Below are 24,125 nucleotides of genomic sequence, written 5' to 3'. Positions count from 1 at the left end.
TTTTGATTATGATTTCGGGTAAATTAAATTAGTAACTGTAAATAATCACCTCTTTTCATGTTCGTTATTTTGCTTACTTTCGATTATATACTCCAAGAAGACTTGTCCATGTAAAACTTCGTCGAATAGTTAAATTTTTTCGATTTACGCTTTATTCCACTTTTGAATCCACAAAAAAATACCGGGAGCTAGACATCCCGGTAGGTAGATGGATATTTGAAAAGAAGGCATTTTTAGATTAACATGCCTCGATGTTGGAGTTCAAAGGACCGTAGACCTTTTTCACCCAATAATTTCCTGGAGCTAATAAAACCACCCCTCCACGTCCCCCCCTACGCCCTCCAACTCGACCAACCATACCAAATGGAGGCTTAATCAATTAAAAACACCTTCTATTGTCATCTGATGACATCGTTTTTTTAGCTGCAGCAAAAAATCATTTTGGTGCACCGGCGATATAAGAACGTGTTTCATATCGTCTCCATAAACAATTTCTAAGCGATCTATAGCTATTGCAGGAGCAGATTGAAACGTTCGAGATTTTCGAATTCTTTTAATATCTGAGTAAGTCAAAATCTTTCTGAATGGGCCGGTTTTTATTGTTAATGAGTGTTCCCCTAAAGCATATCCCGTCGTTAGAATAAACCAGCAACCTGTAGCGGCAACAATTATTCCAAGGATAATAGCAACGCTATTTCCATTGATAATTCCTGTAATTAATGTACTCGATGTTCCAATCCAAAAACCTACCACCCAAAAGTCGAGTTTAGAACGATAGTACATGAATTCACCCCCAAATAATAGCCATTATTTACAGGTATATGCATTCTACTCATTAAATTTATTTCCTGCACTTAAAACGCCCCTTCACGTTCCCCCCTACGCCTCTCAACCCACCCAACCATACCATTCAATCCACAACGGAGGTCCAATCGGACGTGGGCCATTACAGCGGGTTTATTTGGGTGTAGGGGGATTTTAGGTGATTAAGTGCGGGAAGTTATCGGCGTTTTTGAAATTCGGTACGAAAAAAGAAAAGCAGCCCCGGTGTTGCGACCAGGACTGTTGTTGTGATTATTCTCATCGTTGATTTATGGGGAACTTTACGAAGAATGTTGTCCCTTCTGAACTTGTTTCAACGTCGATTTTTGCGTTATGACGTTCCGCTATACTGTAGCAAACCGCTAAGCCTAACCCTGTTCCGTCTGCCCTGCTTGTGAGAAATGGAGTTCCGAGCTTACTATAAATCTCAGGAGCTATACCCTTACCCTGATCCGATATGGCAAGCGTAAGATGAGATCCTTCCTCGAAGGTTCGTATTTTTACCATTTTTCTAGGTTGCATTGCCTCAATACCATTCTGAGCTAAGTTAAGTATTAGTTGTTTTAGCTCTTTTTCATCTCCGACAATGTCGGACGAGGCGTTTAATTCTAAATGGACATCTTTCTCTTCGAGGAAAGCCTTTGATTGTATCAGCGGAAAAAGAGTGGTTACTATTTTATTTATATCAAGTCGTTTAGGATTACCAGGTCTATTTTTTGATAATGACAAAAACTCCGTGATTATATGATTCGCCCTATCTAACTCCGAAATCATTAAGTCAAAATAATCTTTTTCATTTTTGTATTTATTCTCAAGAAGCTGTAAAAACCCTCTAATAGTTTGAAGAGGATTCCTAATTTCATGGCCTAAACCAGCGGCCAATTGGCCAATTAAGTTTAGCCTTTCTAAGCGTAATATTTCGTTCTCAAGGTTGTAATAATCTGTCATATCCACAATGTTTACTAAGAAGGATTTTCTTTTATGGATCTGTATGGGCACTGCCGATAACAGGCCAATTATTTCTCTTCCTTTAACATTTACCATTTTTATCTTCTCGTTTTTTACAATCTCATTGTCTCGTATTTTCTCAGTAATTGTTTTACCATCAAATAATTTAACACCTATATTTAATTTACTTGGGAGCTGACCGATAACTTGTTGAGATTGATAACCCATAACTTCCACCCACTTAGGGTTTACATCAAGGAATCTACCTTCGGGTAATGAATTTATGGATATCATTGTAGGACTATCGTGGAAGGTTATACGAAAAGTTTCTTCAGATTGCCGTAGTTGTTCAGCTAATATTTTTGATTCTGTAATATCACGAAAAAAAATGGTTAATCCATTCCCAGACGGATAAGCATTAACTTCGAACCAGTGGTTAAGACTAGATTTAGCGGTAAAATTTATAGGTTTTTGTTGTTTTAACGCCTTTTCAAGTGAAGCATAAAATTCTTTATTAGTCTCCCGACTGAGCTTATCCCATAGTTTTTGTTCTATCCAATCATCCTTAGATTCGTTCAGATTATAGTCAGATTTATATAAATCTAATACATTCTGATTCAAATATTCAATAGTCCAATTCTTGTCAACGGAAAGAAAATAATCTGTTATTCTTTCAAGAAATTGATTTGTTTTATCTACTGAGGTTTTAAGCTCTTGCTCTAGTTTGATTTTTTCAGTAATATCTCTTCCTATAGCAAAAACTCTCTCATCTTCTAACACCGGAACGCTATTCCACTTAATCCATTTATAACTACCATCTTTGCACATAATACGGCTGGTGTTAACGATGGGCGTCGACATACCTATGTTCGTTTCTATGATTTTGATTGCGTCATCCCTATCTGCTGGATGAATAAAATTTTTGCTGTTTACTCCAATAAGCTCTTCTGGAGAATACCCAAACAATCTTTCAGCCGAAGAGTTGACATTAATGATCCGCCACTCTAAATCATAAACGACCAGTAAATCTGAAGTAAGATTGTAAAAGTTGATTAACTCAGATACGCTTATCTTTGGCAGGGGAGAATGCTCGTTTGTTAGACTATCACTAGCTTTTTGTCGCTTGGTTTCTTGATTCAACGACATCACCCTTAAAAATCAGATACCTTCAATTATTATCCAACTAATTGTAAATTAAATCAAGAAAATTGCTGAAATAGTCTTAATTATCGGCGAATTGCTTCCCCTCAACATTCCTTTTCACCTCATCCCCCCCCACCGGCAACACTGCCGCCAAGACCGCAACTCATCCTTCTATGTTCCCTCATCTTCTGTACCCCCGGTGGGCAATAGTGATCTTCGGTCGATTACACGTCAAAATTGAAGTGTAACTGTAGTTCCGTCAATTGGCCCCATCACCCAACGCAAAAAAACCTCGCCTTAACTGGCGGGCCTTTAACGTTATTTTCCCTTAAATTAATCCCTTCTTCTCCCAAGCAACGCCGACCTGATATCCCATAACTCACTCTCTGTTCAAACTTTCAAAAATTGGCTATAATCTTACCCAATGAAAGACCGTCTCCCAACAGAACGCACTAATTTCCATGACCTTCAATTTGCTCACCTGCTATCTCTTTATTTTCATATTGGCAACCGAATATATATATCAACATCAAAGTAGCGAGAGCCTTGGTTTTTAATACCAAGGCTCTCGCTTTATTTCGTACCATTGGATCTAATTTTCGTTACCCCTGTGCAGGAGTGGTTGTAGTTTCACTACTATTTCCCTGTGCAGGCGTAGTCGGGGTCGTTGTGTTTGTATTTGCGGTTGTCCCTTCTGTTGGAACAGTCGGAGTTGTGGTGCTCGTGTTTCCCTCTACAGGGGTGACCGGAGTGGTGTTGCCTGTCGTTTCCTCTGCGGGAGTAGTGGGAGTTACGTTACCCGTTGTTCCCTCGGTAGAAGTGGTTGGTGTGGTATTATTCGAAGTATTTTGGCTTGGTGCTGTCGGATTCGTCGTAGTAGACGACTTTACAAGGTACCCTTGTTCCTGAAGATTTTTCATTGCTTGAGCGAACTGTGCGCGGGTCATATATTCGTCAGGTGCGAACTTATCTTCAGAAACACCTTTCATGATACCTTCTTGCTTCGCCCACATCACCGCGTCCGTATACCATTTGCCAGAAGGAACATCACCATAAGTGCTGCTGGCAACTGCAATGCTAATCCCCGAAGTAATCATGGTCGCCAATGTAGCCCCGGCGATCATACCTTTAATCAGTTCTTTATTGAATTTACCCATCGAAATACCTCCATCAGTCGTTGTGCCTAAAACACAATAAGTTGTAGAATATCAAAAATAATAGTAAACCATTTTGTACTGCTTATATAGTAAAAATTATTGTTTATCCAGGGAATAATACCCTTAATCTTTATCTCTTAGAAAATTAGTCCGACAATGATTATACTTTTAAAAAAGAACGACACTCCACCTTACTTAAGGGCGTGGCATTCTTTTTAGAAGAACTCCAGTACACGTCACCGGAAACTGCTCATTTTAAAGGTATCTATTAGATTCTTTTCCCCCCAAATATTTTACAATACCCTTTCCCATTCACTTGCGTTATAATTAGTTTGCTGAATCATCCAGTAAAATCATGGAGGTATATATATGTTGCAATTCGTAACTGGTTCTCGCCGCAAAGGCCTGATTGCGCTCATGATGTCCTTGCTTTTGATGGTTACGATCCTCGCCGGTTGTTCTTCCAGCAAACCAGCTGTGGTTAGCACGAATTTGTCTTCCCTGGAAACACCGAAGGATATCAAAGATATGCCGAAGTATTTGGAGTCCCTCTTACCGGAAGAAGCGAAAGGGAATATCACCATCGGTTCCCTCTCTGACGGCCGCCGTGGTGTCATCGCCATGTTCCCCTTGATGAAGGATCCCCAGATGAAAGCCAAAGCGCAGCAATATGCCCGCGACTTCATCCTCGCGACCTACCGAACCGACTTCCCCATCGGTGTGGCTGCCATCACCATGTCCGAGCCTGATGGCAAGACTGGCCTCACGGTCATCGTCGGTGCCGAAGGGGCCAAGGATTTGAAACAAAATCCCAATATGGATACGACAAGCTTTTTGGAATGGGCCAAAAAATCGAAAGCCGATTCGGATGATCCCTCCAAAAGCGTTCAGATCACAGGAGATCTGTTGAATTAAAAAGCGAATTCGATACCTAAGACCCCGGACCTCGTAACGAGAGGTTCGGGGTCTTTTTGCTTTAATGGCATTATCTTCTTATGACAGGGCATACTGTGTTCGGAGGTGATCGCCTTGGGAGATCCGAATATGACCATGCCGAATCTTGGTGAAGACTCCGGTGCCATTTTAGATGATGAAGATCTGCTACCCCAGAATCTGTCCAGTGTGAAGGGCAGTACCGAAGTAGTGCCTTCGGCCGGATTGCATATGGAATAGTCGGTATCCTCAAAGAGTCCGGGCCTCAAACTTGAACCGAAGGAAGTTCGAGTGATGAGGAAGGGCTCTTTTTATTTACTTGTTGTATTTATTTACGTGTTGGATTTACATTTTTATTTACGTGTTAATCTACATGTTTCACTCCCCTGCTGGCGAATCTAACGAAGGGTGAGAAGATGGAAGACAACAAGGATAACAATTTGTGGGATACCTTTCTATATAAGCACCGGATGACCGAAATCCCACCTCCCGACGACCGGGAAGGGAAAGTAGAGCAAGTACTCCCGGCAGCGCTGAAAGCGACCAAAGAGATGCTGGAAAACGCCCTCGGCAAACCGAAGGATCTTTTTTTTCGGACGATCGAGAATCCCGCTCTCGGCCGGAAGTTCATGCTGGCAGCTATTGAAGGGTTGATCGACAAAAAAGAACTGGCCCTGCACGTGATCGAACCTCTGCAGAACGTTGCCGGCCTCCATGATGAAACGTCCGATATTTTCGAAGCGATCGGGAAGACGATCATTTCTGTCCCGAATTGGCAGAAGATCACCACGATCGATCAGGCGAAGAGCCAGCTTCTCGATGGTAATACCCTTTTGCTGGCTGACGGACTCTCTTCCGGGTTAGTCATCATGAATCACCAGTATGAACACCGTACTGTCAGCGAGCCCAAGGCGGAGCAGGTTGTTCGCGGCCCCATGGAAGGCTTTGTGGAAGCCCTCCGAGTGAATACAGCCTTGCTTCGGAAACATATCAAAGATGAACGTCTCCGGATTGATTCCTTTCAAATCGGCCGGCGGAGTAAAAACAAAGTAGCTGTAGCCTACATCGAAGGCATCGCTTACCCGCCTCGTGTCGAAGCTGTCAAAGAAGACTTAAAAAGCCTGGATATCGATATCATTCACGACGTAGCTGAATTATCCATCTATTTAGACAAACGTTCCTTTAATATATTCCCCCTTACGCTTCCGAGCGAAAGAACCGATCGGGTCTCTGCTTCTCTGCTCGAGGGGCGCATCGCTGTTTTCATCGATAACTCTCCCGGTGCGATGATTGTACCTGCCCTATTCATCGATTTCTGGCGGACACCGGAAGATTATTACGTCGCTCCCCTGCTGGCTACTTTTTTTCGCATGTTACGGATGATCTTCGGCAACCACCTCACCATGATGCTGCCTGCCCTTTATATCGCCTTCACCAACTTTCCCACCGGGGTCATCGGCTCGAACTTGATCATGAATATTGCCGCCTCCCGGGAAGGCCTCGCCTTTCCTCCTACCTTGGAAGTGCTGATTATGTTGATTCTGCTCGACATCATTCTTGAGGCGAGCCAACGGCTGCCCCGGCTCGTCGGCGGCGCGGCGACGATCGTCGGCGGGATTATCTTAGGACAAGCAGCCGTACAAGCCCGCTTGGCGTCGAACATCATGGTTATCATCGTGGCCGTCACGGCGATCACCAATTTGACCGTGTCTAACCTTGCCATGCTGCCGGCCATGCGGTTGTTAAAATACTATTTTGTCATCTGGGCCACCTTTTGGGGAATGCCTGGTATCGTCTTCGGCGCCACAACGGTTCTAGCCTACGTAGGTTCCCTCAAATCTTATGGCGTTCCCTACCTGAGCCAGATGTCAGCCATCCATTTGCGAGACCTCGTGGACACAATCTATGTCTTCTCTCCCAAATGGCGGACGAACCGGCCTCGTACCTTTAAAACCATTGATGGGCAACGGATGGACTTGAAATCGATGAAGTATAACTTGAATAGTTTAGATGATGTTTAGAAAATGACATTTTGATGATAACCTTTCGATGACGCAAAAAAAGCTAGCCCTCTTTTCCAGACGGCTAGCTTTTTTGATCTATACAGGGGGCTATAATTTCGCTTCGACCGCGCCTACCTTTCCCTCCATAGTGAGGGTTTTGTCCCGCCGGTCATCAATGCGGATCGATGTGGAGACTCGCTGGGCTCCTTCGCCAAAAGGGACTTCATGCATCTGGCGGATCACTTCCAGCACCTTGTCCAATTCCCCTTCGATGATCGTGTTCATCGGGGTCAATTGGTAGCGAATTCCCTGGGCTTGTTGCAGCACTCGATGGCAGGCGGCCACATAGCGGCTAAGGCTTGGCGAGCCTGTTCCTAGCGGCACCACAGTGACTTCGGCGATGACAGACATTTTCGTTCCCCTTTCGTCTATTATGTTTCTCCTGGCTTCCCTATTTTCCGGCTGCCGGTTGCCCGCTCCGCCGGGGACAGTTGCAGCCGCCTTCCGGCGGTTTTTCCATTTCTTCCAGGCTTTCGCCTGTTCGAATCTGAATGCCGACCCATTTGGAGACCGGACCTTCTTCCTCCAGATCGTTGTACTGGATAAATAATTGGTTTCCCCGGATATAACTGGCCGTGAAACGTCCGTCCTTGAGCATCAGGTCAGACAGGATTCCGGCTAATTCTTTATCGTCCATGCCGCTCCCTCCGATCATCCATTCTTCCCTGCCGTCTTTATCAGTCTATCCTTTCCGGGGCGCCCTTACTTTTCGATGAGATATTTCCAATAGCGCACAGGCATGCAGCGGCGCTGCAGTTTGCGGTTCGTCCGCCCGGTGATGGCGATACTGTGATAGTAGTCCCGCCAGAGTTGCTGGTAGACAGCTTCTGCCTGCACCTCAGCGACGGCACCGTCGCTCTCCAACTCCGTCAGGATCCACTCCTGCCGGTTGTACAAAGCGGCCAGCCCCCGCTTGCAGTCGTGAATGATCCAGTTCTGGTCGCTGAGCCGCTCGGTAAAGTGCGGGGCGATCAAACTGACGATGTTGTGGTCCGGCTCCATCGGTGCGTAGTAGATATTCCCTTGGAGCAGGCGAAAGCGCAGCAACCCCAGCATGCGGTGCCTCTCGGTCCGCACTTTGTGGCTCATGCGGTGTACTTTTAGGACACGGTCATCGGTCAGGTAGGCATCCACTTTCGGACCCATGGAAAAACCCAGCTTTACATACTGGTAGATGGCCTGTTCCATCCCGTCGATTTCCGATAAAAAAGCGTAGGCTGCATGATGGCCCGCATCGGGAGAGATCTTTCCTTCGATGGCTGCGAAGACTTTTTCCGCTTTTTCCAAATCCGTTTCAATCGGCACTTGTTCGGCAAAAAGGTTTTCTTCCCCCCACCCTTCGGCTCGGATGTCGTCAGGCACTTGACGCCGGTAGTACGCCTCATAAATGGCGGTGAGCAGGCCGTCAAAACTGCCGTCGTAGATGTAATGGATCATCTTTCGTCTCCCTTATCGGCGATAGGGAATCGGATCGGTCAAACCGAGTTCTTCAAAACCCTCTCGCCGCAGCCGGCAGCTGTCACAGATGCCGCAAGCCGGCGAAGTGCCGTTATAACAGGTGTGGGTAAGGTGAAGGGGGGCCTCTAGCTCGACGGCCTTCGCGATAATTTGAGCTTTGGTCCAGTTGATCAGAGGCGCTTCGATCTGGACGCCTCGTCCTTCCGTCCCCAATTTCGTACCTACCTGGATCATATGCTGAAAGGCGGCGATGAACTCGGGCCGGCAGTCGGGATAGCCGGGATTGTCCAGGGCATTTACGCCGATATAGATTTTCGAGGCTTCTACCTTTTCCGCAAAGGAAAGCGCATAGGACAGGAAGAGGATATTGCGCGCCGGCACGTACGTGAGCGGAATCGTGCCGCGCTGTTGTTCTGTTTCCGGCTTTAAATGGGACGATGTCAAAGCGCTGGCCCCAAAGACTTTGCCTAAATCGATGATGTGATGGACACTTCGGTAATAATGGGCCACTTTTTTCGCCGCTTCGATCTCCCGAAGGTGCCGCTGTTCATAGGCAAATGTTATTGCATATATTTCTTCCCTTTTCTCGTCGGCCACAGCCATACAGGTTGTCGAATCCAAACCGCCCGAGAGAATGACGACGGCCCTTACACCCACCGTTGCCACATCGATCATCCTTTCCTATGAGCCTCTCAATGGTCCATTATTTGCCAAGAATTGTTTGTTTACCTGGATAGCCTGTGGGGAAATTTATCAGTAGTCGGAAGACATTCTTATAGGAGGAGTATACTACATGAACCAGTCTCTGCCGCAACAAATTCAAAATCTCCAGTCTCAGATTCGTCAAGTCGAATCGATGGTGACACAGATGACCCAATCGGAACGCAGCAATGAACAACAATTGACCAACCTGGCCCAACGGGAAGGCCAAGCCCAAAACCAGCTTCGTCAACTACAAAGCATGTGCGCCCAGATGACCCAGCAACTGCAAACCTTGGCCAACCAATCCCAGCAAATGACTTCAGCCGCTTATGAAATCGGTTCTCTCGGCGTTTCTCCGATGACCGCTTCCTATACCTCCGGTTTCGGCAGCACGAACTACGGGGGCACCTCGAACTTCGGCGGCACTTCCGGCCTCGGCGGTACATCCAACTTCGGCGGCACCTCCGGTCTTGGCGGTACCTCCAACTTCGGCGGTACCTCCAACTTCGGCGGCACCTCCGGTTTTGGCAGCACTTCCAACCTCGGCGGTTATTCCGGCACGTCGGTGGGGATCACTCCCGGTTTTGAAGGAGACGGTCCGAGCGGACCTATCCAGTATAGCTCGGCCTATTCGAGCGGTGCAGGCACATCCGGTTTTGGCGGCACGACAGGCACTTTCTCCACTTCCGGTCTCGGCGGAAGCACTAACTTGACCTCCTCGCTCAGCCCCTCTGCTGGATTTAGCTCTTCTATCTATTCGCCGACGCCCGGCTTCGTCGGTGATGCTCCCTACGGCGGTCAACCGAGTGCCATGTCCCTCGGCCCCACACCTGGTTTCGAAGGTTCTCGCCCCACCGGCGCCTCCTTCGGTTCGAGCGGTACGAGTTCTTTCGGCGGTGCCTCCGGTATGATGAGCAGCGGTCAACAGTCTTTCGGATCGGGGCAGTCCTTGGGAAGCACCTCCGGTGGCATGATGACCAGCGGTTTTGGTGGTTCCACCAACCTCTCCGGCTCCTCGACCGGTTTCTAAACGGTGAAACGAAGGGGGCACTTCTGCTGAAGAAGCTGCCCCTTTTCAACATAAACAAAGGAGTGCACCGCAAACGATGACAGACAAACGCTTTCCCGGTGACCAGCAGCCCGGTAAAAACATGGCTCCCTCCCCTTCCGGCGATTATTCCGCTAAGGATTTGCAGCATGCGACCGACTCCATGATCCCAGGAAAAACCTTGGAGCACGCTCCCACGAGCCAACCCTCTTCCGGAACGAACGACCCGTCGGCCCACCATGACGATCACGATAAGGTTCCCAGGTTTATCATCGACGAAAAAGTCTCACCGCCCCCAAACGAAGTGCACCGCTGGCAGCGAGAACATGTCGCCCATAAGGATGATCAGTCCAAAGAAGGCTATCCGCTGAATGTTATCATTGATCCGGCCATGCGGATCATGTACAAGTCTGTCCACGAACAGGGCTTGACGAACGTTTTCGACCGCTTTACCGAGCAGGAAAAGCTCCGTTGTAAGTTCTGCGTCGAAGGCTTATCCTGCCAGCTCTGCGCCAATGGCCCCTGCCGTATCTCCGGTAAAGTGCAACGGGGCGTCTGCGGTGTGGACGCTCATGTCATGGTAGCCCGAAACTTTATGTACCGCCACGTGACGATCGGTACGGCCGCCAACGTCTATCACTGCCATCAAGTCGCCCGGGCCTTAAAAGCAGCAGCCCAGCATCCCGAATCAGGCATGAAGATCCGGGAACCGGAGAAGCTTCGCCACTGGGCCTCTCTAGCCGGGCTCGATACGAACAAAGACACCAATGCCCTGGCTGTGGATTTCGCTAACTGGGTCATCGCTGACATCTGCCGTCCCCACTATGAGCCTTCCCAGACGACAGAAGCCTTCGCACCAGCCAAACGAAAAGAACTCTGGAAGAAGCTGGACATCTTCCCCGGCGGCGCCAACGCTGAAGTGGCCATGGCCCAGACCATGTGTATGACCAACCTGAATGCCGACCCCATTTACTTCCTATTAAAAGCGGTTCGTCTCGGTATCGCCAACGAGTACCAGGGCTTGCTCATGCTCAATATCATTCAGGAAATCCTCATGGGCACCCAGCAGCCGGTGGTCAAAAAACAGAACATGGGCCTGCTTCATAAGGATAAGGTCAACATCATCACCAACGGGCACATGCCCCACTTGGCCCATGTCCTCGTCGAAGTGGCCTCATCGGAAGAATGGCAGAAAAAAGCCCGTGAGGCTGGCGCCGAATCGATTCAAGTGCTCGGCCACGTCTGCGAAGGCCAGCAGTTGATGAACTACGACGGGACCCACAATCAGCCAGCCTACGCAGGCCAAGAAGGCGAATGGCTCTCTGAAGAATACCTCTTTGCCACCGGTGCTGTCGACCTGTGGACCTTCGATTACAACTGTACCGTGCCCACGCTGCCCCTCTTTGCGAAACGATACGGCGTTAAAATGGTCTCCGTCGACCCGGTCATCCGCATGCCTGATACGGAGATTCTCGATTTCCGGCCTGAGATCATGCGCCAGCAAGCGGAGAAAGCGCTCCAGATGGCGATCGACTCCTTCAAAAAACGGAAAGCGGAAAACCGGGAAGTCTACATCCCACCTTACGTGAGCGACAAATGCATGGTCGGTTTCTCGACCGAATCGGTCAAAGCCGCCTTGGGCGGTTCATTCAAACCGCTCATCGACCAGATCGTCCAAGGGAACATCCGCGGTATCGCCACGATCGTCGGTTGTACAACCGCCCGCTACGGCCAAGGCGGCAGCAATATCTTTAAAATCACCCAGGGGCTCATCAAGAACAATGTGCTCGTCCTTTCCGGCGGCTGCACCTCTTCCGTCATGGAATACACCGGTCTTACCGATCCGGCGGCGGCTTCCGAAGCCGGCGAGGGGCTTCGGAAAGTCTGTCAATCCCTTGGCATCCCGCCGGTCCTCTCCTTCGGTGCATGTGTAGACATCGGCAAGATGACCTTGACCGCCAAAGAGATCGCCGATGAGTTGGATGTGGACACCAATCAATTGCCTCTCGTCATCGGCGCTCCCGAATACTTGGAGCAAAAAGCCGTCGCTGACGCCTGCACCGCCTTGGCCCTCGGCTGGATGGTCCACGTCGCACCCGTTCCTTCCATCACCGGCAGTGACGTCGTCGTCAAGACGCTTACGGAGACAACGGCCACATTAGGTCTAGGCAAAGTGGTCGTGGAACTGGACGCTGAAAAAACTGTTCAGATCTATCTAGACGAGATCGAAGCAAAACGAAAGGCGCTAGGACTCTCCTCGACAGATATCCACTAATCTACAAATTCCACAAACTTCTTTGACTAAAATCCCCTTTTCGAATATACTAAAGCCAAAAAAGCAGTCCCGGGAGAACATTTTCCCGGGACTTTCTTAAGATTCTCCACTGTCTGGATGTGAATTTATGCCCCTTGAGAACGTTCTCGTTCTAGGCATGTATCCTTATCCTTGGCATCATCAGGAACTCAGTGACACCATGCGGATGATGACCAGTGCTTTTCCTCTACGCCGGAAGATCTTTTTGAATCCCACTGTCGGTGCCCGCCAAGCGCGACTGGATCGTTATCCTTGGCAGACGGGATGGACAAGCCGTCTCGACGGTGACGTACAGATCTGTACGCCGCCTCTGGAACGATTGCCTGCAGCCTTTCATCTGCACCGTGTGAAACGCCGCTGGGCTTCAAAGCAGCTTCCTCGGTTTGTCGAGCAAATGCTGGGCACATCGTGGCGGGATCAGACAGTCGTCTATGTATCGTCTGGAGGAATCGGGCAATCCTATGAGATCTTCCAGGCGCTCCATCCACGGTACAGCATTTTCGATGTTCTCGATGACAACCTCGGTTTTCCCGGATTGTCCGACTCGGAATTGCAGTCCCTCTATCACCAGTTTGCCCAACTTCTCCGGGATGCGACGGTGGTGACCGCCGTTTCCAACCATCTCGTCGATAAGATCTCCTGTGACCATGAGCAAAAGGCGGCCTGGTTGCCCAACGGTGTCGATGTAGATCGCTTCGCCTATCGTCCGGACTATAGCGAGGCGTTGCCCGAACTAGCTGGGCTAGAACGGCCTTTGCTGGGCTTTGTCGGGGCCATCACCAGCTGGATCGATCTAGAATTGCTTCGGAAAATCGCCGAATCTCTGCCGCGAGGAACGGTGGTGCTCGTCGGTCCTGTCGTTGAATCTGCGGTCGACAACAGGGCCATGGAGGCACTGAAATCCCTGCCTAACGTCATCTTTCTCGGTGCTCAACCTTATGAACGGGTGCCCCACTTTCTGCACCAATTCGATGTGCTTCTGCTGCCGCGCAACTATCAGCCCCATTCGCTCGCCTCTGACCCGCTGAAGCTTTACGAGTATCTCGCTACCGGAAAACCGATCCTTTCGTCGGCTCTTCCCAGTGCACTGCGTTTTCGAGACCTTATCTATGTGGGTGAAAGTCACGACGACATTTTGCGGGCACTCAACCGAGCCTTACGAGATGAAGTGTTACGTAAAGATTCTTTTCTTCCATTCCGGCGGGTAGACAGGGCTCGATCTTTGTCCTGGTCCCATCGGGCAAACCGCATTCTAGAGATATTTTTTGAGGCTATTTTCGATGGACCAGAATTTGATCCTCTCATTCGGGTTAACTTCTTCGGGGACGATATAAATAAAGGAAGTAAGACCAGTCAGGCAAATCATCATTTTTCATCGCAAAACTAGGCGCTGTCTCATAATTATCCGCTGTTGAAAGACCGTAAGCATCCTCGCTTACGGTCTTTTTATCCAATCGCTCAAAGGCCGTCGAAATTTGATATACTTAAAGGAGTATAGGACAAGCTTCATGCAGGACGATGCGAAGTCAAGGGGGGACAGGTTTGAAGAAAGAGATCGTCGCTTTAGACCGCTTGATCGACGACTACATGGCAACCCTCCCGCCGGGGATGCGGGAAAAAGAACTGGCCCGTATCTTCAATCGCCTTCAAGCCTTCTGCGCCTGGTTCTATGGGACCTATGGATACTACCCCTACATAGATGATTTTTCTGGAGATATATACCGCACGGCTCGAACCGCTTTCATCAAGAACCGTCCTGAGGGACCCTTGCGTGCGATACAATGTCACTTTCAGACGATTGTCGACGTCGATATGTTTGCCGAATGGCTCCACCTTCGCCCGTATGTTTCCATCTGCCACGGCTAACACTAATGGCGGAGGTGATCATTTTGGATAGCAAAAACAAATGCGATCAACAAGCCAAAAACACCAACGCCCATCAGATGGAAGCCGCCAACGAACTGACCCCGAACAAAGCGGGAAAATGCGGCGCCTGTGAGGAGCCTGAAGTTGAAACCTGGTAATCCAGAACCACCGGAACAGCGCTCCCGGTTTACCCGTTTCGATCATATGGCTCTCACGGAAGAGGCTAATAACTTGGGAGACGATCTGCTCATCGACCATCAGCCGACGGTCGACAAGCCGAGCGATCCCGGACCTTGGCCGAGTAAACACCCGCCTGACGAAAGACCCTGAGCATCCTGTGCTCAGGGTCTTTCCGTTTCCTACCGCAGGATCCCTTTCGCGTAATCGCCTTTTCGCACACCCATCAGCACATCATAGACTTCCACGATGAAATAGGAAGCAAAGAGAAGCACGAGCGGCATGAAAGGGATGTTATAGCGGCCAAATCCGAAGTAAAGATTATGCAAGATCGAATAATAGGTGGGAATCGACAGGAGCAGCAGAGGCCCCGAAAACTGCCCGCCAGCACCCCAACGGTCTCGGGGAACTTGATCTTGGTATAGTCCGCCGCCCATCCCTTCGAGCTCCTTGCGGCGGTTCCACCAGCGCCACAGTGCCAAGGCGGCACCGCCAAAAGCAAAGAGCATCAAATATTGGTGATAGTAATCTACCCAAGGCCTTAGGTTGTCCCAGAGCGACGGCCACATAAAGGGCCCGCCCCACATGAGCAGAAATTTACCGACGGTGTACCATTTCAGATACCGCCAGGGCTCCTTAGGCACATTCTCTTTCAGCCGTTCGATGGCATATTGTTTATACTTTTCTTGCAGATCTAACTCACCATTCCCCGTCGGCCAATCCGGTCCCACTCCGTCAACGATTCCCTCCATGTCTATATAGGTACCCAGCAATAAGGGATCACCGGCACCTGTCGAAAAGGGAATGAAACGGTCAAACTGCACATAGTTTCGAATCCACCAAGGGGACATGAAGATAGAGAAAGCCATAAAAAGGACCAAGCCGTTTCGGAGCCACCGCTGCAGCGGCAGCTTCCGCCGCCAGAGCAAATAGACCGTGAAAACGGCTGGATAGAGAGCCGAAGTGGCTCGGGTAAGGGCTAACAAGGCCGTAAAAGCCCCTAACAATCCGAAGAGAAAGGTCTCCCCTTTTTCACTCAACTGCTCGTCATGACTCAGTTTCACTAGCAAGAGCATGTACGCTAAGTTTAAGGCGGTAAACAAAGTTTCCGTCAGAAACAGCCCGTTGATCAAGATATTGGGCGGGTAAAAAGACATCAAAAAGGCGGCCAGCAATGCCGTCCGTGGCTCTGTGACACGCTGGGCCAACAGGTAGGTCAACAGTACGATGAGGACGCCGAGCAGAGCTTGCACATATCGTACGGCTTGTAACCCTTCCTCGCCACTGCCAAAGGCGGAAAAGATGACTGCCAAAAATGCTGGATAGACCGGTCCGATAAAAGCCGATGGACTATCGGAGTAGAACGTCATCGTCCCTGTCGTGAGCCATTTGGCCGCCGACTGAACGTACCCACGGTCATCACTATTTAATAGCAATTCAGGGCCTTGAACATAGACCACTCCGAATCGAAGCAGGAGGGCCAGAAAAAGAATGGCCCCAAGAAGCATCTTATGGCCGTTCTCGGAAGGACGGTCCTTATCCGTCGAATACACGAAGATCCTTCTTTCTATATCTGTGCTGTATCTGAAGCAGACCCTTTTTGCAAGAGTCTCATATGATCAACTAATCCTATCTATTAAACTATGCATATTTCTATCCGAAAATTAATCATTTTCATAGCTTTGTTTTCCCGCTCGTCCGACTCTTCTGGGTCGTCGCGGCAGTCTTTCGGCTGGCTCGGGGCGGTTTCGCCGCAGCCTGCCATTTTTCCTCCATCAAGCGCAATTTCTCGGCCACCATGTAGTTGATCGTTCCAGCCGGGTAATTGCCGTTGGCTCCCCGTTCCCCGGCGACGACACTGGTGAGGATCTCGATCCCCTCATCGACATGTTTAACCGCATAAATATGAAACTGTTCCTTTCGTACCGCTTCGACGACATCTTTCGCCAGCATCAGGTTCGGAACGTTCTGTACAGGGATGATCACGCCTTGCTTTCCTGTGAGCCCCCGAGCTTCACAGAGACGGAAGAAACCTTCCACTTTTTCGTTGACGCCACCGATAGGCTGGATTTCTCCCCGCTGATTGACCGATCCGGTGACAGCGATCTCCTGGCGGATGGGCAGGCCGGTGATGGCCGATAACAGCGCATACAGTTCCGTCGATGAAGCGCTGTCTCCATCGACACCTTCGTAAAGCTGTTCAAAAGTCAATGTGGCCGACAGGGACAGCGGGTGGTCCTGGGCAAATCGAGAAGAGAAGAAGGACGACAAGATGAGGACGCCTTTGGAGTGGGACAGACCGCTCATGCGGATCTCGCGCTCGATATTGACAACCCCTTCCCGCCCCAAATACACTCGGGCGGTGATGCGGCTGGGCTTACCGAAGGCGTGGTCGCTCAGGCCGAGAACAGCCAGCCCGTTCACCTGCCCGACGACGCTTCCTTCCGTATCGACCAAAAGGGTCCCCTCCTGCATCGCTTCCTGGACCCTCTCCTCGATGCGATTGACGCGGAACTCTTTCTCTTCGATCGCTTGTTCCACATGGGCTTCATCGACCGCTTCCGCAGCCTGGTTTTGTGCCCACAGCGCTGATTCGACGACGATGTCTTTGATGTCATGAAAGCTTGTCGACAGCTTGCGCTGGTGAGCGACGAGCCGGCTCGAATAGTCGACCACGGCGCCTACCGCTTGGGCCGTAAAGGGGAGCAGATTTTCCCGTTGGCAAACAGACCGGATGAAGGCGGCATATTTGCTGATGTTCGATTCATTTCGTTCCATGGCACTGTCAAAGTCCACGCGGACTTTGAAGAACTTCCGAAAGTCCTCATCCGCTTCGTATAGTAAATGATAGATGCGAGGGCTGCCGATCAAGATCACTTTGACGTCGATCGGAACCGGCTCCGGTTTTAAAGTGGCCGTCGAGGGCAATCCCAGTTGCTCTCCAAGGTTTTCGATGCGCAGTTCCCGCGTTTTCAGCACCCGTTTGAGGCCTTCCCAAGCGCCCGGTGAGGTCAACAAGGGTAGCGCTTGCACGATGAGGTAGCCGCCATTAGCTTGGTGGAGCGAACCTGGTTTGATCATCGTAAAATCAGTAGCTAAACTGCCGAAGGAGCTGCGGTATTCCACCTTGCCGAACAGGTTGGTGAACGTGGGATTAGACTCGACGACAACAGGCGCACCGATTTGGCTGGCATTCTCGACAAAGAGGTTCACTTCGTAGCGATTGCTGATCGCTCTTTTTTGTTGCTTGAGCAAACCCATCAACGAAGCCGGTATCGTCTCTTCACCGGAGCTCTCTTCTTTCGATTCGGTCACGCTTTCCATGACCTCTTCTCTCACTTTAGCAAAATAACTGAGCACTTTCGGGTAGTCTTTATATTTTTCCCGGACCGCTTCCATCAAATCGTTCGAGGCGTACTCCGCCGTTTCCCGTTCTATCTCTTTGAGCTGGTGAGCCGCTTCTTTTTGTAGCGCCCGGGAACGGCGCAAGATTTCACCCAATCGAGATTCGAGTTTATGTTCCCGGTCGGAGATGTCCTGCCGTTGTTCATCCTCGAGGGCCTCAAATTCCTCCTTCGACATCCCTTTACCTTCTTCGTTCAGCGGTACCGTGAAGATGCCTGACTGGCCCTTTTGCAAGGTGAATCCCTCGGCTTGCGCCATATCTTCCATCTCTTTAAACAGCGCCGTCAGCTTCGTCTCCACTTGGCGAAGGTAGGCGGTTCGGCTTTTTTCGTATTCTTCACTTTCCAGCGCCTTATGAATTTCCGTCTGCAGCTCTTTAACCAATTCGATCGTATCCCGCCGCAGTTCACTGCCTAATCCCGGCGAAAGCAAGAGCACGATCGGGCGGTCGGGTTGATCGAAATGATTGACAAAACAGATATCGGGCGGTGTCGCATTTCCTTGCGCCACCGATTTTACTTTCGTCACGGCAAAACTGGTCTTCCCGGAACCGACAGGGCCGGTGATGAAAATATGAAAACCGGGATGTTTGGCTGAGAGTCCAAAGTCCATCGCTTTGACTGCACGGGGTTGGCCGATGATACCGTCTTCCATGGCAGTGATTTCGTCTGTTGAGGTAAATGAAAACAGCACAGGATCGTAATCGGTCCGTAACTGTCCTGGTTCCAACCGTCGCGATTTCAATAGAGCATCAGGTATCGCTTTGGTCTTTGTCACCGGTGGCCATTCCTCCTTTTCCCTCTACCGTTAATCTATTTCGCGAAGGTCTAAAGGGGTTCCTGCCCCGGGCAGGGCAAGAAAAAAAGCCGTCTCATCATTTCAATGAGCGGCTTAGTTCTGTATAGAGCATCTTGGCCAATCCCATATCTTCCCGCTTGGCCATCTGCTTCGCATATTCTTGGTCACGCATGTCTTCCCAGATGTCTCGTCCCGGCGCAGCTTCCACGAAGTCCGACTTCATGACGGTGCTGCGCATCCCTTTGAACATTTGATAGATGAAGACTGATTCGAACTCTTGGCAAAGATCACGAAGTTGCTTCCGTTTTTTCGCCTTCTCCTCTTCCGTCATGGACCCGGTGCTCTCTTTGTTCAATTCTTCCGCCTTTTTCTTGACTGATTCCTCAAGCAAGTTTTGAAAGCCTTGTCCACTGGCCGGATTGACACCGGATAAGCCGGATGCTTTGGTTTGATTATTATCGGCGGACAACAACCCACCGGCGTTTTGGATTGGTGACAGCAAGGTCCATTCCCCCCTATCTATAAGTATCGTTCTTTCGGTTGCGATACTTTAACAGGATTCCTTCCCTTCATTCGCTCAAACTCGCACAAGTTTCTTCTCTAGAACCCATTCTAGTCGGGGAGCAAAGAATGGTCAACGTATCTGAATTTTAAAAATTCGATACCGGCAAAATTACCGTCCTTTTTAGTAAAGAGTTTCTGGGAACATCTTGAATCTTCTCTGGCTTTCCCGTAAAATTAGATTATATTGAATTTTCAGAAAAAGGTGGGGTGGCGATGAAACTCCAAACAAAGTTGATGGCTTGGACCTGCTCGACCCTCACTTTGGGTCTCGTCGCTACACTCACTGTCTACGGCTTTTGGGAGACGCAGGGATTGAAGGAACGGGTCGAAGGGGATCTCACTTCCAAAGGAGAAGCGCTGATTATCTCAGCAACGAAAGGCTTGGAGGCTATGACCAACGACCACATCCGAAACAGCGTAAAGTTGCCGAACGGCACAACCGTCGGCTGCGCCCAACTGACACAGATGCTTTTTGATGATGAACTGACCTTGATTCCAGAGAGCAAGCTAGAGGCCGATAAACGCTATAAACCGACGGAAATGGTCAAGCGCTTTGATGGGGTCGATATCCCCATGGCCCAGTACGAGTATAAATACATGTCCAAAGCGGACCCCTATACAGACACCTATTGGCAGCAGTATATCGACGCTTTTATGGGCGATCCTGATGTCGTGTTCGCACTGCCGACCAAGTACTCTGCCGATCCGGCGAAAACAGGCTTTATTCCTACCCACAACAGCTTATACAGCCCGACCGATCCCGAAAAGTCTCGTGATAATTGGGGCGCCATCGGTCTATTAAGCCAAAAATACCGGGCCAACCGGATCTTCAATGACCTTGCCGGAGGAACGGCTACCGCCAACGAAAACCGCGATAAGCCCCAGAAGACGGTCTATGAACGAAAGATCGACGGGCGAACCGTCACCATGTGGGATATGTCTTACCCTATCTATATTGACGGGAAACACTGGGGCAGTTTTCGCATTTCCATCAGTAAAGAACGGGCCGACCAGTTGATCGCTGCCCGTACCCATCAGCTCATCTGGAAACTAACGATTGTGGCCATCGTCTCGCTCATCGGTTTAGCCGGCACGAGCATCCTGATCATCTCCTTGATCATCGTCCGTCCCATCCATTCGATGGTTGAAGTATCTAAAAAACTGGCGCAGGGGGATTTTACCCACGCTGTCGACATTCGCCAAGATGATGAAGTAGGCATGTTAGGGCGGGCTTTCAACCACATGATCGAAAACGTTCGCTCTCTCGTGGACAGCATTATGCAAAGTTCCCGTCAAGTCAACCAATTGACGCAGAACCTACAGGCAGCGGCCATCCAAACAGCCAACGCCACCGAAGAGATCGCTCACGCCGTCCAGGAGGTCTCTTCCGGCGCGATGGAACAAGAGCGGGAGACGGAACAGACGGCATCTCTTGTACGCAAGATGACATCCCAACTGGTCACATTGACTTCCACCGCCCAAGAGGTGGCTCACTCCTCCTCATCGGCCTTTCGCCGGGCTGGTGAAGGGCAGCAGTCGATCCGTAGGGCGATCGAGCAAATGGGTGTGATTCATGATACCGTCTCAGGGACGGCACAGGTCATGCAATCTCTCGGCAGTCGCTCCACCGATATTTCCCGCATCGTGGAAGTGATCACGGCTATTGCCGACCAAACAAACCTGCTGGCCCTTAATGCAGCCATTGAAGCGGCGCGAGCTGGCGAACATGGCCGAGGATTCTCTGTCGTCGCCGAAGAAGTCCGCAAATTAGCCGAGCAATCTCGCCATTCCGCGCAAGAGATCGCCCGGCTCGTCGAGGCGGTTCAGACGGAAAGCGCTCGGGCTGTCACCTCCGTCGATAGCGGGACGAAAACCGTTGAAGCTGGCTTGCAGGTTATGCAGGAAGCCGGCCATGCCTTCCAAGAGATCCTCGGCTCTGTCCATGATGTGGAGGCGAAGATGCAATCCATCTTAGCGGCCGTACAGCAGATCGCCGGGGAAGAGACCGCCGTCATGCAAGCCGTCGACCGTATCTCGCACATCGCCCAGAACAATAATGCCAGTTCCCGAAGCATCGCTTTTTCGTCCCAAGAGCAGACAGCGACCATGGAGGAAATCGCCGCCACAACGGAAGTCTTGGCGAAGATGGCGAATAGCTTAGATGATTTGGTCTGTAAGTTCATCTTAAACAAAGAATGACAAGCAAAAGAGCTCATAGGGCCTAACAAGCCCATGAGCTCTTTTTTTATCCACCGATTTCTATAGGCATGCTTGCCCTTTGATTAACCGCCGAGGTAAGCTTTTTTGACCTCTTCGCTCTCAGCCAGTTCTTTCGCATTGCCTGAGAGAACGATTTTCCCAGTTTCCAGAACGTAGGCCTTATGCGCGATGGAGAGGGCCATATGAGCATTCTGTTCAACCAGGAGGATCGTCGTACCTGCTTTGTTGATATCTTTAATGATGTTGAAGATCTCTTGAACCAAGAGCGGCGCCAGGCCCATGGAGGGCTCGTCCAGCAACAAGAGCTTCGGGCGGGACATGAGTGCCCGGCCCATGGCAAGCATCTGCTGCTCCCCACCGGAGAGGGTACCGGCCATCTGCTGAATCCGTTCTTTTAAGCGGGGAAACCGTTGAAAAACTTTTTCCATGTCTTCCTTGATGCCCTCTTTGTCATTGCGCAAAAAGGCGCCCAGTTCGAGGTTTTCCAAGACGGACATGTTGGCGAAAATGCGACGCCCTTCGGGAACTTGGGACATGCCTAAGGAGACGATCTTTTGGGCGGCCATACCGGCGATGTCTTGACCCTGAAAGAGAATCTGGCCCTGTTTTGGCTTGAGCAAGCCGGACAAGGTGTGCAAGGTCGTCGTCTTACCGGCACCGTTGGCGCCGATGAGGGTGACGATTTCGCCTTGCTCCACATCCAAGGAAATCCCTTTAAGGGCATGGATGGCCCCATAATAGACGTGAAGATCTTTAACTGACAGCATGGGACACATCCTCCCCGAGATAAGCTTCGATGACTTTCGGATTCGACTTGATTTCGTTCGGCGTGCCTTGGGCAATAATTTGACCATAATCGAGGACATAAATCCGTTCGCAGATGCCCATGACCAAGGACATATCGTGTTCGATGAGCAGGATGGTGAGATTAAAGTGCTTTCTCACCCACCGGATCATCTCCATCAGTTCCGCCGTCTCTTGAGGGTTCATGCCGGCGGCCGGTTCGTCCAGCAGGAGCAGTTGCGGCTGTGCCGCTAAGGCCCGGGCGATTTCCAAGCGGCGCTGTTCACCGTAGGGAAGATTCTTAGCCACTTCGTGCTTTTTATGGGAGAGCTTGAAGATCTCTAAAAGGTCTTCCGCCTTTTTCACCATCTCTTCTTCACCGCGATAAAAACCGGGCAGGCGAAGAATGGCGCTGAGCATGCCGTAGCTGCGGTGCTGATGGTAGGCGATTTTGACGTTGTCCATGACGGTCAGGTTGGAGAAGAGACGAATGTTCTGGAAGGTGCGGGCAATGCCCTTTTGGTTGATCTGCCAAGGTTTTAAGCCGACCAGCGTCTCCCGGCGCAGGGCGATGTCCCCTTCTGTCGGTGTGTAGACACCTGTCAGCAAGTTAAAGACGGTCGTCTTTCCGGCGCCGTTCGGACCAATGAGGCCGACCAGTTCACCGATTTTCAGTTCCATATTTACGTCGGAGACGGCTTTCAATCCTCCGAAGGTTTTGCTCAGGTGGTTAACCGACAGCAGAATCATTGCCAGCCCCCCTTCCTTTTCCAGTCTGCCGTGAGAAGAACCGGCGGATGCCGTCAAAACTCAGTTCTGCCGTACCGAGCAGGCCTTGCGGGCGGACGAGCATGACGACGATCAAAAGGAGCGAATAGATCACCATGCGCAGTTCGGCATAGTCTTGCAGGTAAGCCGAGAGAATCGTCAAGCCTGTTGCAGCGATGACTGATCCGGTCATCGAACCGAGTCCGCCGAGTACAACATAGACCAGGATGTCGAAGGATTTTAAAAAGCCAAAAGTGGTCGGCTGGATGGTGTAGAAATAGTGAGCATGGAGCGCACCGGCGACTCCGGCAAAGAAGGCGCCCATGGTGAAGGCGATGACTTTATAACGGGTGATGTCGATCCCCATCGTCTCCGCAGCGATCTCGTTTTCACGGATAGAGATGCAGGCCCGGCCGTGGGTGGAGGTCATGAAGTTTTTGATCACCAAGACGGTGATGACGGTCAGGGAGAAGATCCAAGGCCAGTCCGTATACTGGGATATACCGTTTAAGCCGGCAGCCCCACCGACATAGTCGATGTTCAAGATGACGACGCGGATGATCTCGCCGAATCCCAAGGTGGCGATAGCCAGGTAATCCCCTTTGAGACGCAGCGTCGGCAAACCGACTAAAATCCCACAAAGAGCCGCTGCGACAGCACCGACGAGGATGCCGACGGCAAAGGGATAGCCGAGCTTTAAGGTCATGATGGCCGAACCGTAAGCACCGATGGCCATAAAGCCGGCGTGACCGATGGAGAACTGTCCCGTCATGCCGTTGATGATGTTCAGCGATACGGCGAGGATGATATTAATGCAGATGAGAAAAAGGTTTAACTTGTAATAATCGTCGATGAATCCCGTTTCGATCCCGATGTTGACCGCTGCAAATAAGACAAGGATGGCCACGGTGACGAGAATATTGGACAGCTTGAAATATTGTTTCAACATCTCTGTC

At 50.3% G+C, this 24,125-nt stretch carries 23 protein-coding genes; 10 read left to right on the top strand and 13 right to left on the bottom strand.

Annotated elements, in window-relative coordinates; all coding sequences use genetic code 11:
* Positions 1-375 precede the first annotated feature (375 nt).
* From H1S01_RS00875 to H1S01_RS00865, 3 genes are all read right to left on the bottom strand, one after another.
* On the bottom strand, positions 376-783 hold the full coding sequence (locus H1S01_RS00875) for a PH domain-containing protein (RefSeq protein ID WP_188038239.1): 408 nt from the start codon (positions 781-783) through the stop codon (positions 376-378).
* A gap of 297 nt (positions 784-1,080) precedes the next feature.
* Positions 1,081-2,910: a PAS domain S-box protein gene (locus H1S01_RS00870; RefSeq protein WP_188038238.1), complete on the bottom strand. Its 1,830-nt coding sequence runs from the start codon at positions 2,908-2,910 to the stop codon at positions 1,081-1,083.
* Positions 2,911-3,515: 605 nt separating this feature from the next.
* On the bottom strand, positions 3,516-4,070 hold the full coding sequence (locus H1S01_RS00865) for an S-layer homology domain-containing protein (RefSeq protein ID WP_188038237.1): 555 nt from the start codon (positions 4,068-4,070) through the stop codon (positions 3,516-3,518).
* 369 nt (positions 4,071-4,439) lie between these two features.
* On the opposite strand from H1S01_RS00865, the gene H1S01_RS00860 reads away from it, so the two are divergent.
* From H1S01_RS00860 to H1S01_RS00850, 3 genes are all read left to right on the top strand, one after another.
* Complete coding sequence (locus H1S01_RS00860; protein ID WP_188038236.1) at positions 4,440-4,985, top strand: hypothetical protein; 546 nt, start codon at positions 4,440-4,442, stop codon at positions 4,983-4,985.
* A 114-nt stretch (positions 4,986-5,099) separates the two neighbouring features.
* Positions 5,100-5,243, top strand: coding sequence for a hypothetical protein (locus H1S01_RS00855; protein ID WP_188038235.1), 144 nt, complete (start codon positions 5,100-5,102; stop codon positions 5,241-5,243).
* Between the two features lie 176 nt (positions 5,244-5,419).
* Positions 5,420-7,024 carry a spore germination protein gene (locus H1S01_RS00850; RefSeq protein WP_188038234.1) on the top strand — a complete coding sequence of 535 codons (1,605 nt, stop codon included), beginning with the start codon at positions 5,420-5,422 and terminating at the stop codon, positions 7,022-7,024.
* Between the two features lie 90 nt (positions 7,025-7,114).
* Here the strand turns inward: H1S01_RS00850 and H1S01_RS00845 are convergent, their stop codons facing one another.
* From H1S01_RS00845 to queC, 4 genes are all read right to left on the bottom strand, one after another.
* Entirely contained in the window at positions 7,115-7,417 is a 303-nt protein-coding gene (locus H1S01_RS00845; protein ID WP_188038233.1) for an MTH1187 family thiamine-binding protein, read from the bottom strand.
* A 40-nt stretch (positions 7,418-7,457) separates the two neighbouring features.
* Positions 7,458-7,703: a hypothetical protein gene (locus H1S01_RS00840; RefSeq protein WP_188038232.1), complete on the bottom strand. Its 246-nt coding sequence runs from the start codon at positions 7,701-7,703 to the stop codon at positions 7,458-7,460.
* A gap of 65 nt (positions 7,704-7,768) precedes the next feature.
* The gene (locus H1S01_RS00835; RefSeq protein ID WP_188038231.1) at positions 7,769-8,503 is read right to left on the bottom strand and encodes a TIGR03915 family putative DNA repair protein; all 735 of its coding nucleotides are present in this window, start codon (positions 8,501-8,503) and stop codon (positions 7,769-7,771) included.
* 12 nt (positions 8,504-8,515) lie between these two features.
* Positions 8,516-9,199, bottom strand: coding sequence for a 7-cyano-7-deazaguanine synthase QueC (gene queC, locus H1S01_RS00830; RefSeq protein WP_188038230.1), 684 nt, complete (start codon positions 9,197-9,199; stop codon positions 8,516-8,518).
* Positions 9,200-9,317: 118 nt separating this feature from the next.
* On the opposite strand from queC, the gene H1S01_RS00825 reads away from it, so the two are divergent.
* From H1S01_RS00825 to H1S01_RS00805, 6 genes are all read left to right on the top strand, one after another.
* Positions 9,318-10,256, top strand: coding sequence for a coiled-coil domain-containing protein (locus H1S01_RS00825; protein ID WP_188038229.1), 939 nt, complete (start codon positions 9,318-9,320; stop codon positions 10,254-10,256).
* A gap of 181 nt (positions 10,257-10,437) precedes the next feature.
* The gene (gene cooS, locus H1S01_RS00820) at positions 10,438-12,549 is read left to right on the top strand and encodes an anaerobic carbon-monoxide dehydrogenase catalytic subunit (RefSeq protein WP_188038589.1); all 2,112 of its coding nucleotides are present in this window, start codon (positions 10,438-10,440) and stop codon (positions 12,547-12,549) included.
* Positions 12,550-12,676: 127 nt separating this feature from the next.
* Positions 12,677-13,975, top strand: coding sequence for a glycosyltransferase (locus tag H1S01_RS00815; RefSeq protein ID WP_188038228.1), 1,299 nt, complete (start codon positions 12,677-12,679; stop codon positions 13,973-13,975).
* A 155-nt stretch (positions 13,976-14,130) separates the two neighbouring features.
* Positions 14,131-14,454: a hypothetical protein gene (locus H1S01_RS00810; protein ID WP_188038227.1), complete on the top strand. Its 324-nt coding sequence runs from the start codon at positions 14,131-14,133 to the stop codon at positions 14,452-14,454.
* 23 nt (positions 14,455-14,477) lie between these two features.
* Entirely contained in the window at positions 14,478-14,612 is a 135-nt protein-coding gene (locus H1S01_RS21800; RefSeq protein ID WP_279286922.1) for a hypothetical protein, read from the top strand.
* Positions 14,599-14,784 (top strand): hypothetical protein, encoded by a 186-nt coding sequence (locus tag H1S01_RS00805; RefSeq protein ID WP_188038226.1) that lies wholly within the window; start codon positions 14,599-14,601, stop codon positions 14,782-14,784. The genes H1S01_RS21800 and H1S01_RS00805 overlap by 14 nt, the downstream gene beginning before the upstream one ends.
* A 29-nt stretch (positions 14,785-14,813) precedes the next feature.
* Here H1S01_RS00805 and H1S01_RS00800 read toward each other — a convergent pair whose 3' ends face one another.
* The 3 genes from H1S01_RS00800 to H1S01_RS00790 all read right to left on the bottom strand — a co-directional run bounded on the left by H1S01_RS00800 (position 14,814) and on the right by H1S01_RS00790 (position 19,336).
* Entirely contained in the window at positions 14,814-16,184 is a 1,371-nt protein-coding gene (locus H1S01_RS00800) for a glycosyltransferase family 39 protein (RefSeq protein ID WP_188038225.1), read from the bottom strand.
* Positions 16,185-16,305: 121 nt separating this feature from the next.
* Complete coding sequence (locus tag H1S01_RS00795) at positions 16,306-18,813, bottom strand: AAA family ATPase (protein WP_188038224.1); 2,508 nt, start codon at positions 18,811-18,813, stop codon at positions 16,306-16,308.
* Between the two features lie 97 nt (positions 18,814-18,910).
* Positions 18,911-19,336, bottom strand: a complete 426-nt coding sequence (locus tag H1S01_RS00790) for a rod-binding protein (RefSeq protein ID WP_188038223.1) — start codon at positions 19,334-19,336, stop codon at positions 18,911-18,913.
* 275 nt (positions 19,337-19,611) lie between these two features.
* Between H1S01_RS00790 and H1S01_RS00785 the strand changes: the two genes are divergently transcribed.
* The gene (locus tag H1S01_RS00785) at positions 19,612-21,597 is read left to right on the top strand and encodes a methyl-accepting chemotaxis protein (protein WP_188038222.1); all 1,986 of its coding nucleotides are present in this window, start codon (positions 19,612-19,614) and stop codon (positions 21,595-21,597) included.
* An 83-nt stretch (positions 21,598-21,680) separates the two neighbouring features.
* Here H1S01_RS00785 and H1S01_RS00780 read toward each other — a convergent pair whose 3' ends face one another.
* From H1S01_RS00780 to H1S01_RS00770, 3 genes are read right to left on the bottom strand one after another with little or no spacing between them, the layout of a single operon-like run.
* On the bottom strand, positions 21,681-22,385 hold the full coding sequence (locus H1S01_RS00780) for an ABC transporter ATP-binding protein (RefSeq protein ID WP_155475788.1): 705 nt from the start codon (positions 22,383-22,385) through the stop codon (positions 21,681-21,683).
* The gene (locus H1S01_RS00775; RefSeq protein ID WP_188038221.1) at positions 22,372-23,151 is read right to left on the bottom strand and encodes an ABC transporter ATP-binding protein; all 780 of its coding nucleotides are present in this window, start codon (positions 23,149-23,151) and stop codon (positions 22,372-22,374) included. The genes H1S01_RS00780 and H1S01_RS00775 overlap by 14 nt, the downstream gene beginning before the upstream one ends.
* A complete protein-coding gene (locus H1S01_RS00770) occupies positions 23,132-24,118 on the bottom strand; it encodes a branched-chain amino acid ABC transporter permease (RefSeq protein WP_188038588.1) in 987 nt (328 codons plus the stop codon). Before H1S01_RS00770 ends, H1S01_RS00775 begins: the two co-directional genes overlap by 20 nt.
* Between the last annotated feature and the right edge of the window lie 7 nt (positions 24,119-24,125).

The organism is Heliobacterium chlorum, from assembly GCF_014502795.1.
Classification (GTDB): domain Bacteria; phylum Bacillota; class Desulfitobacteriia; order Heliobacteriales; family Heliobacteriaceae; genus Heliobacterium; species Heliobacterium chlorum.
Note: the sequence above shows the minus strand (reverse complement) of the source record. Positions and strands in the feature narration are given on the sequence as shown.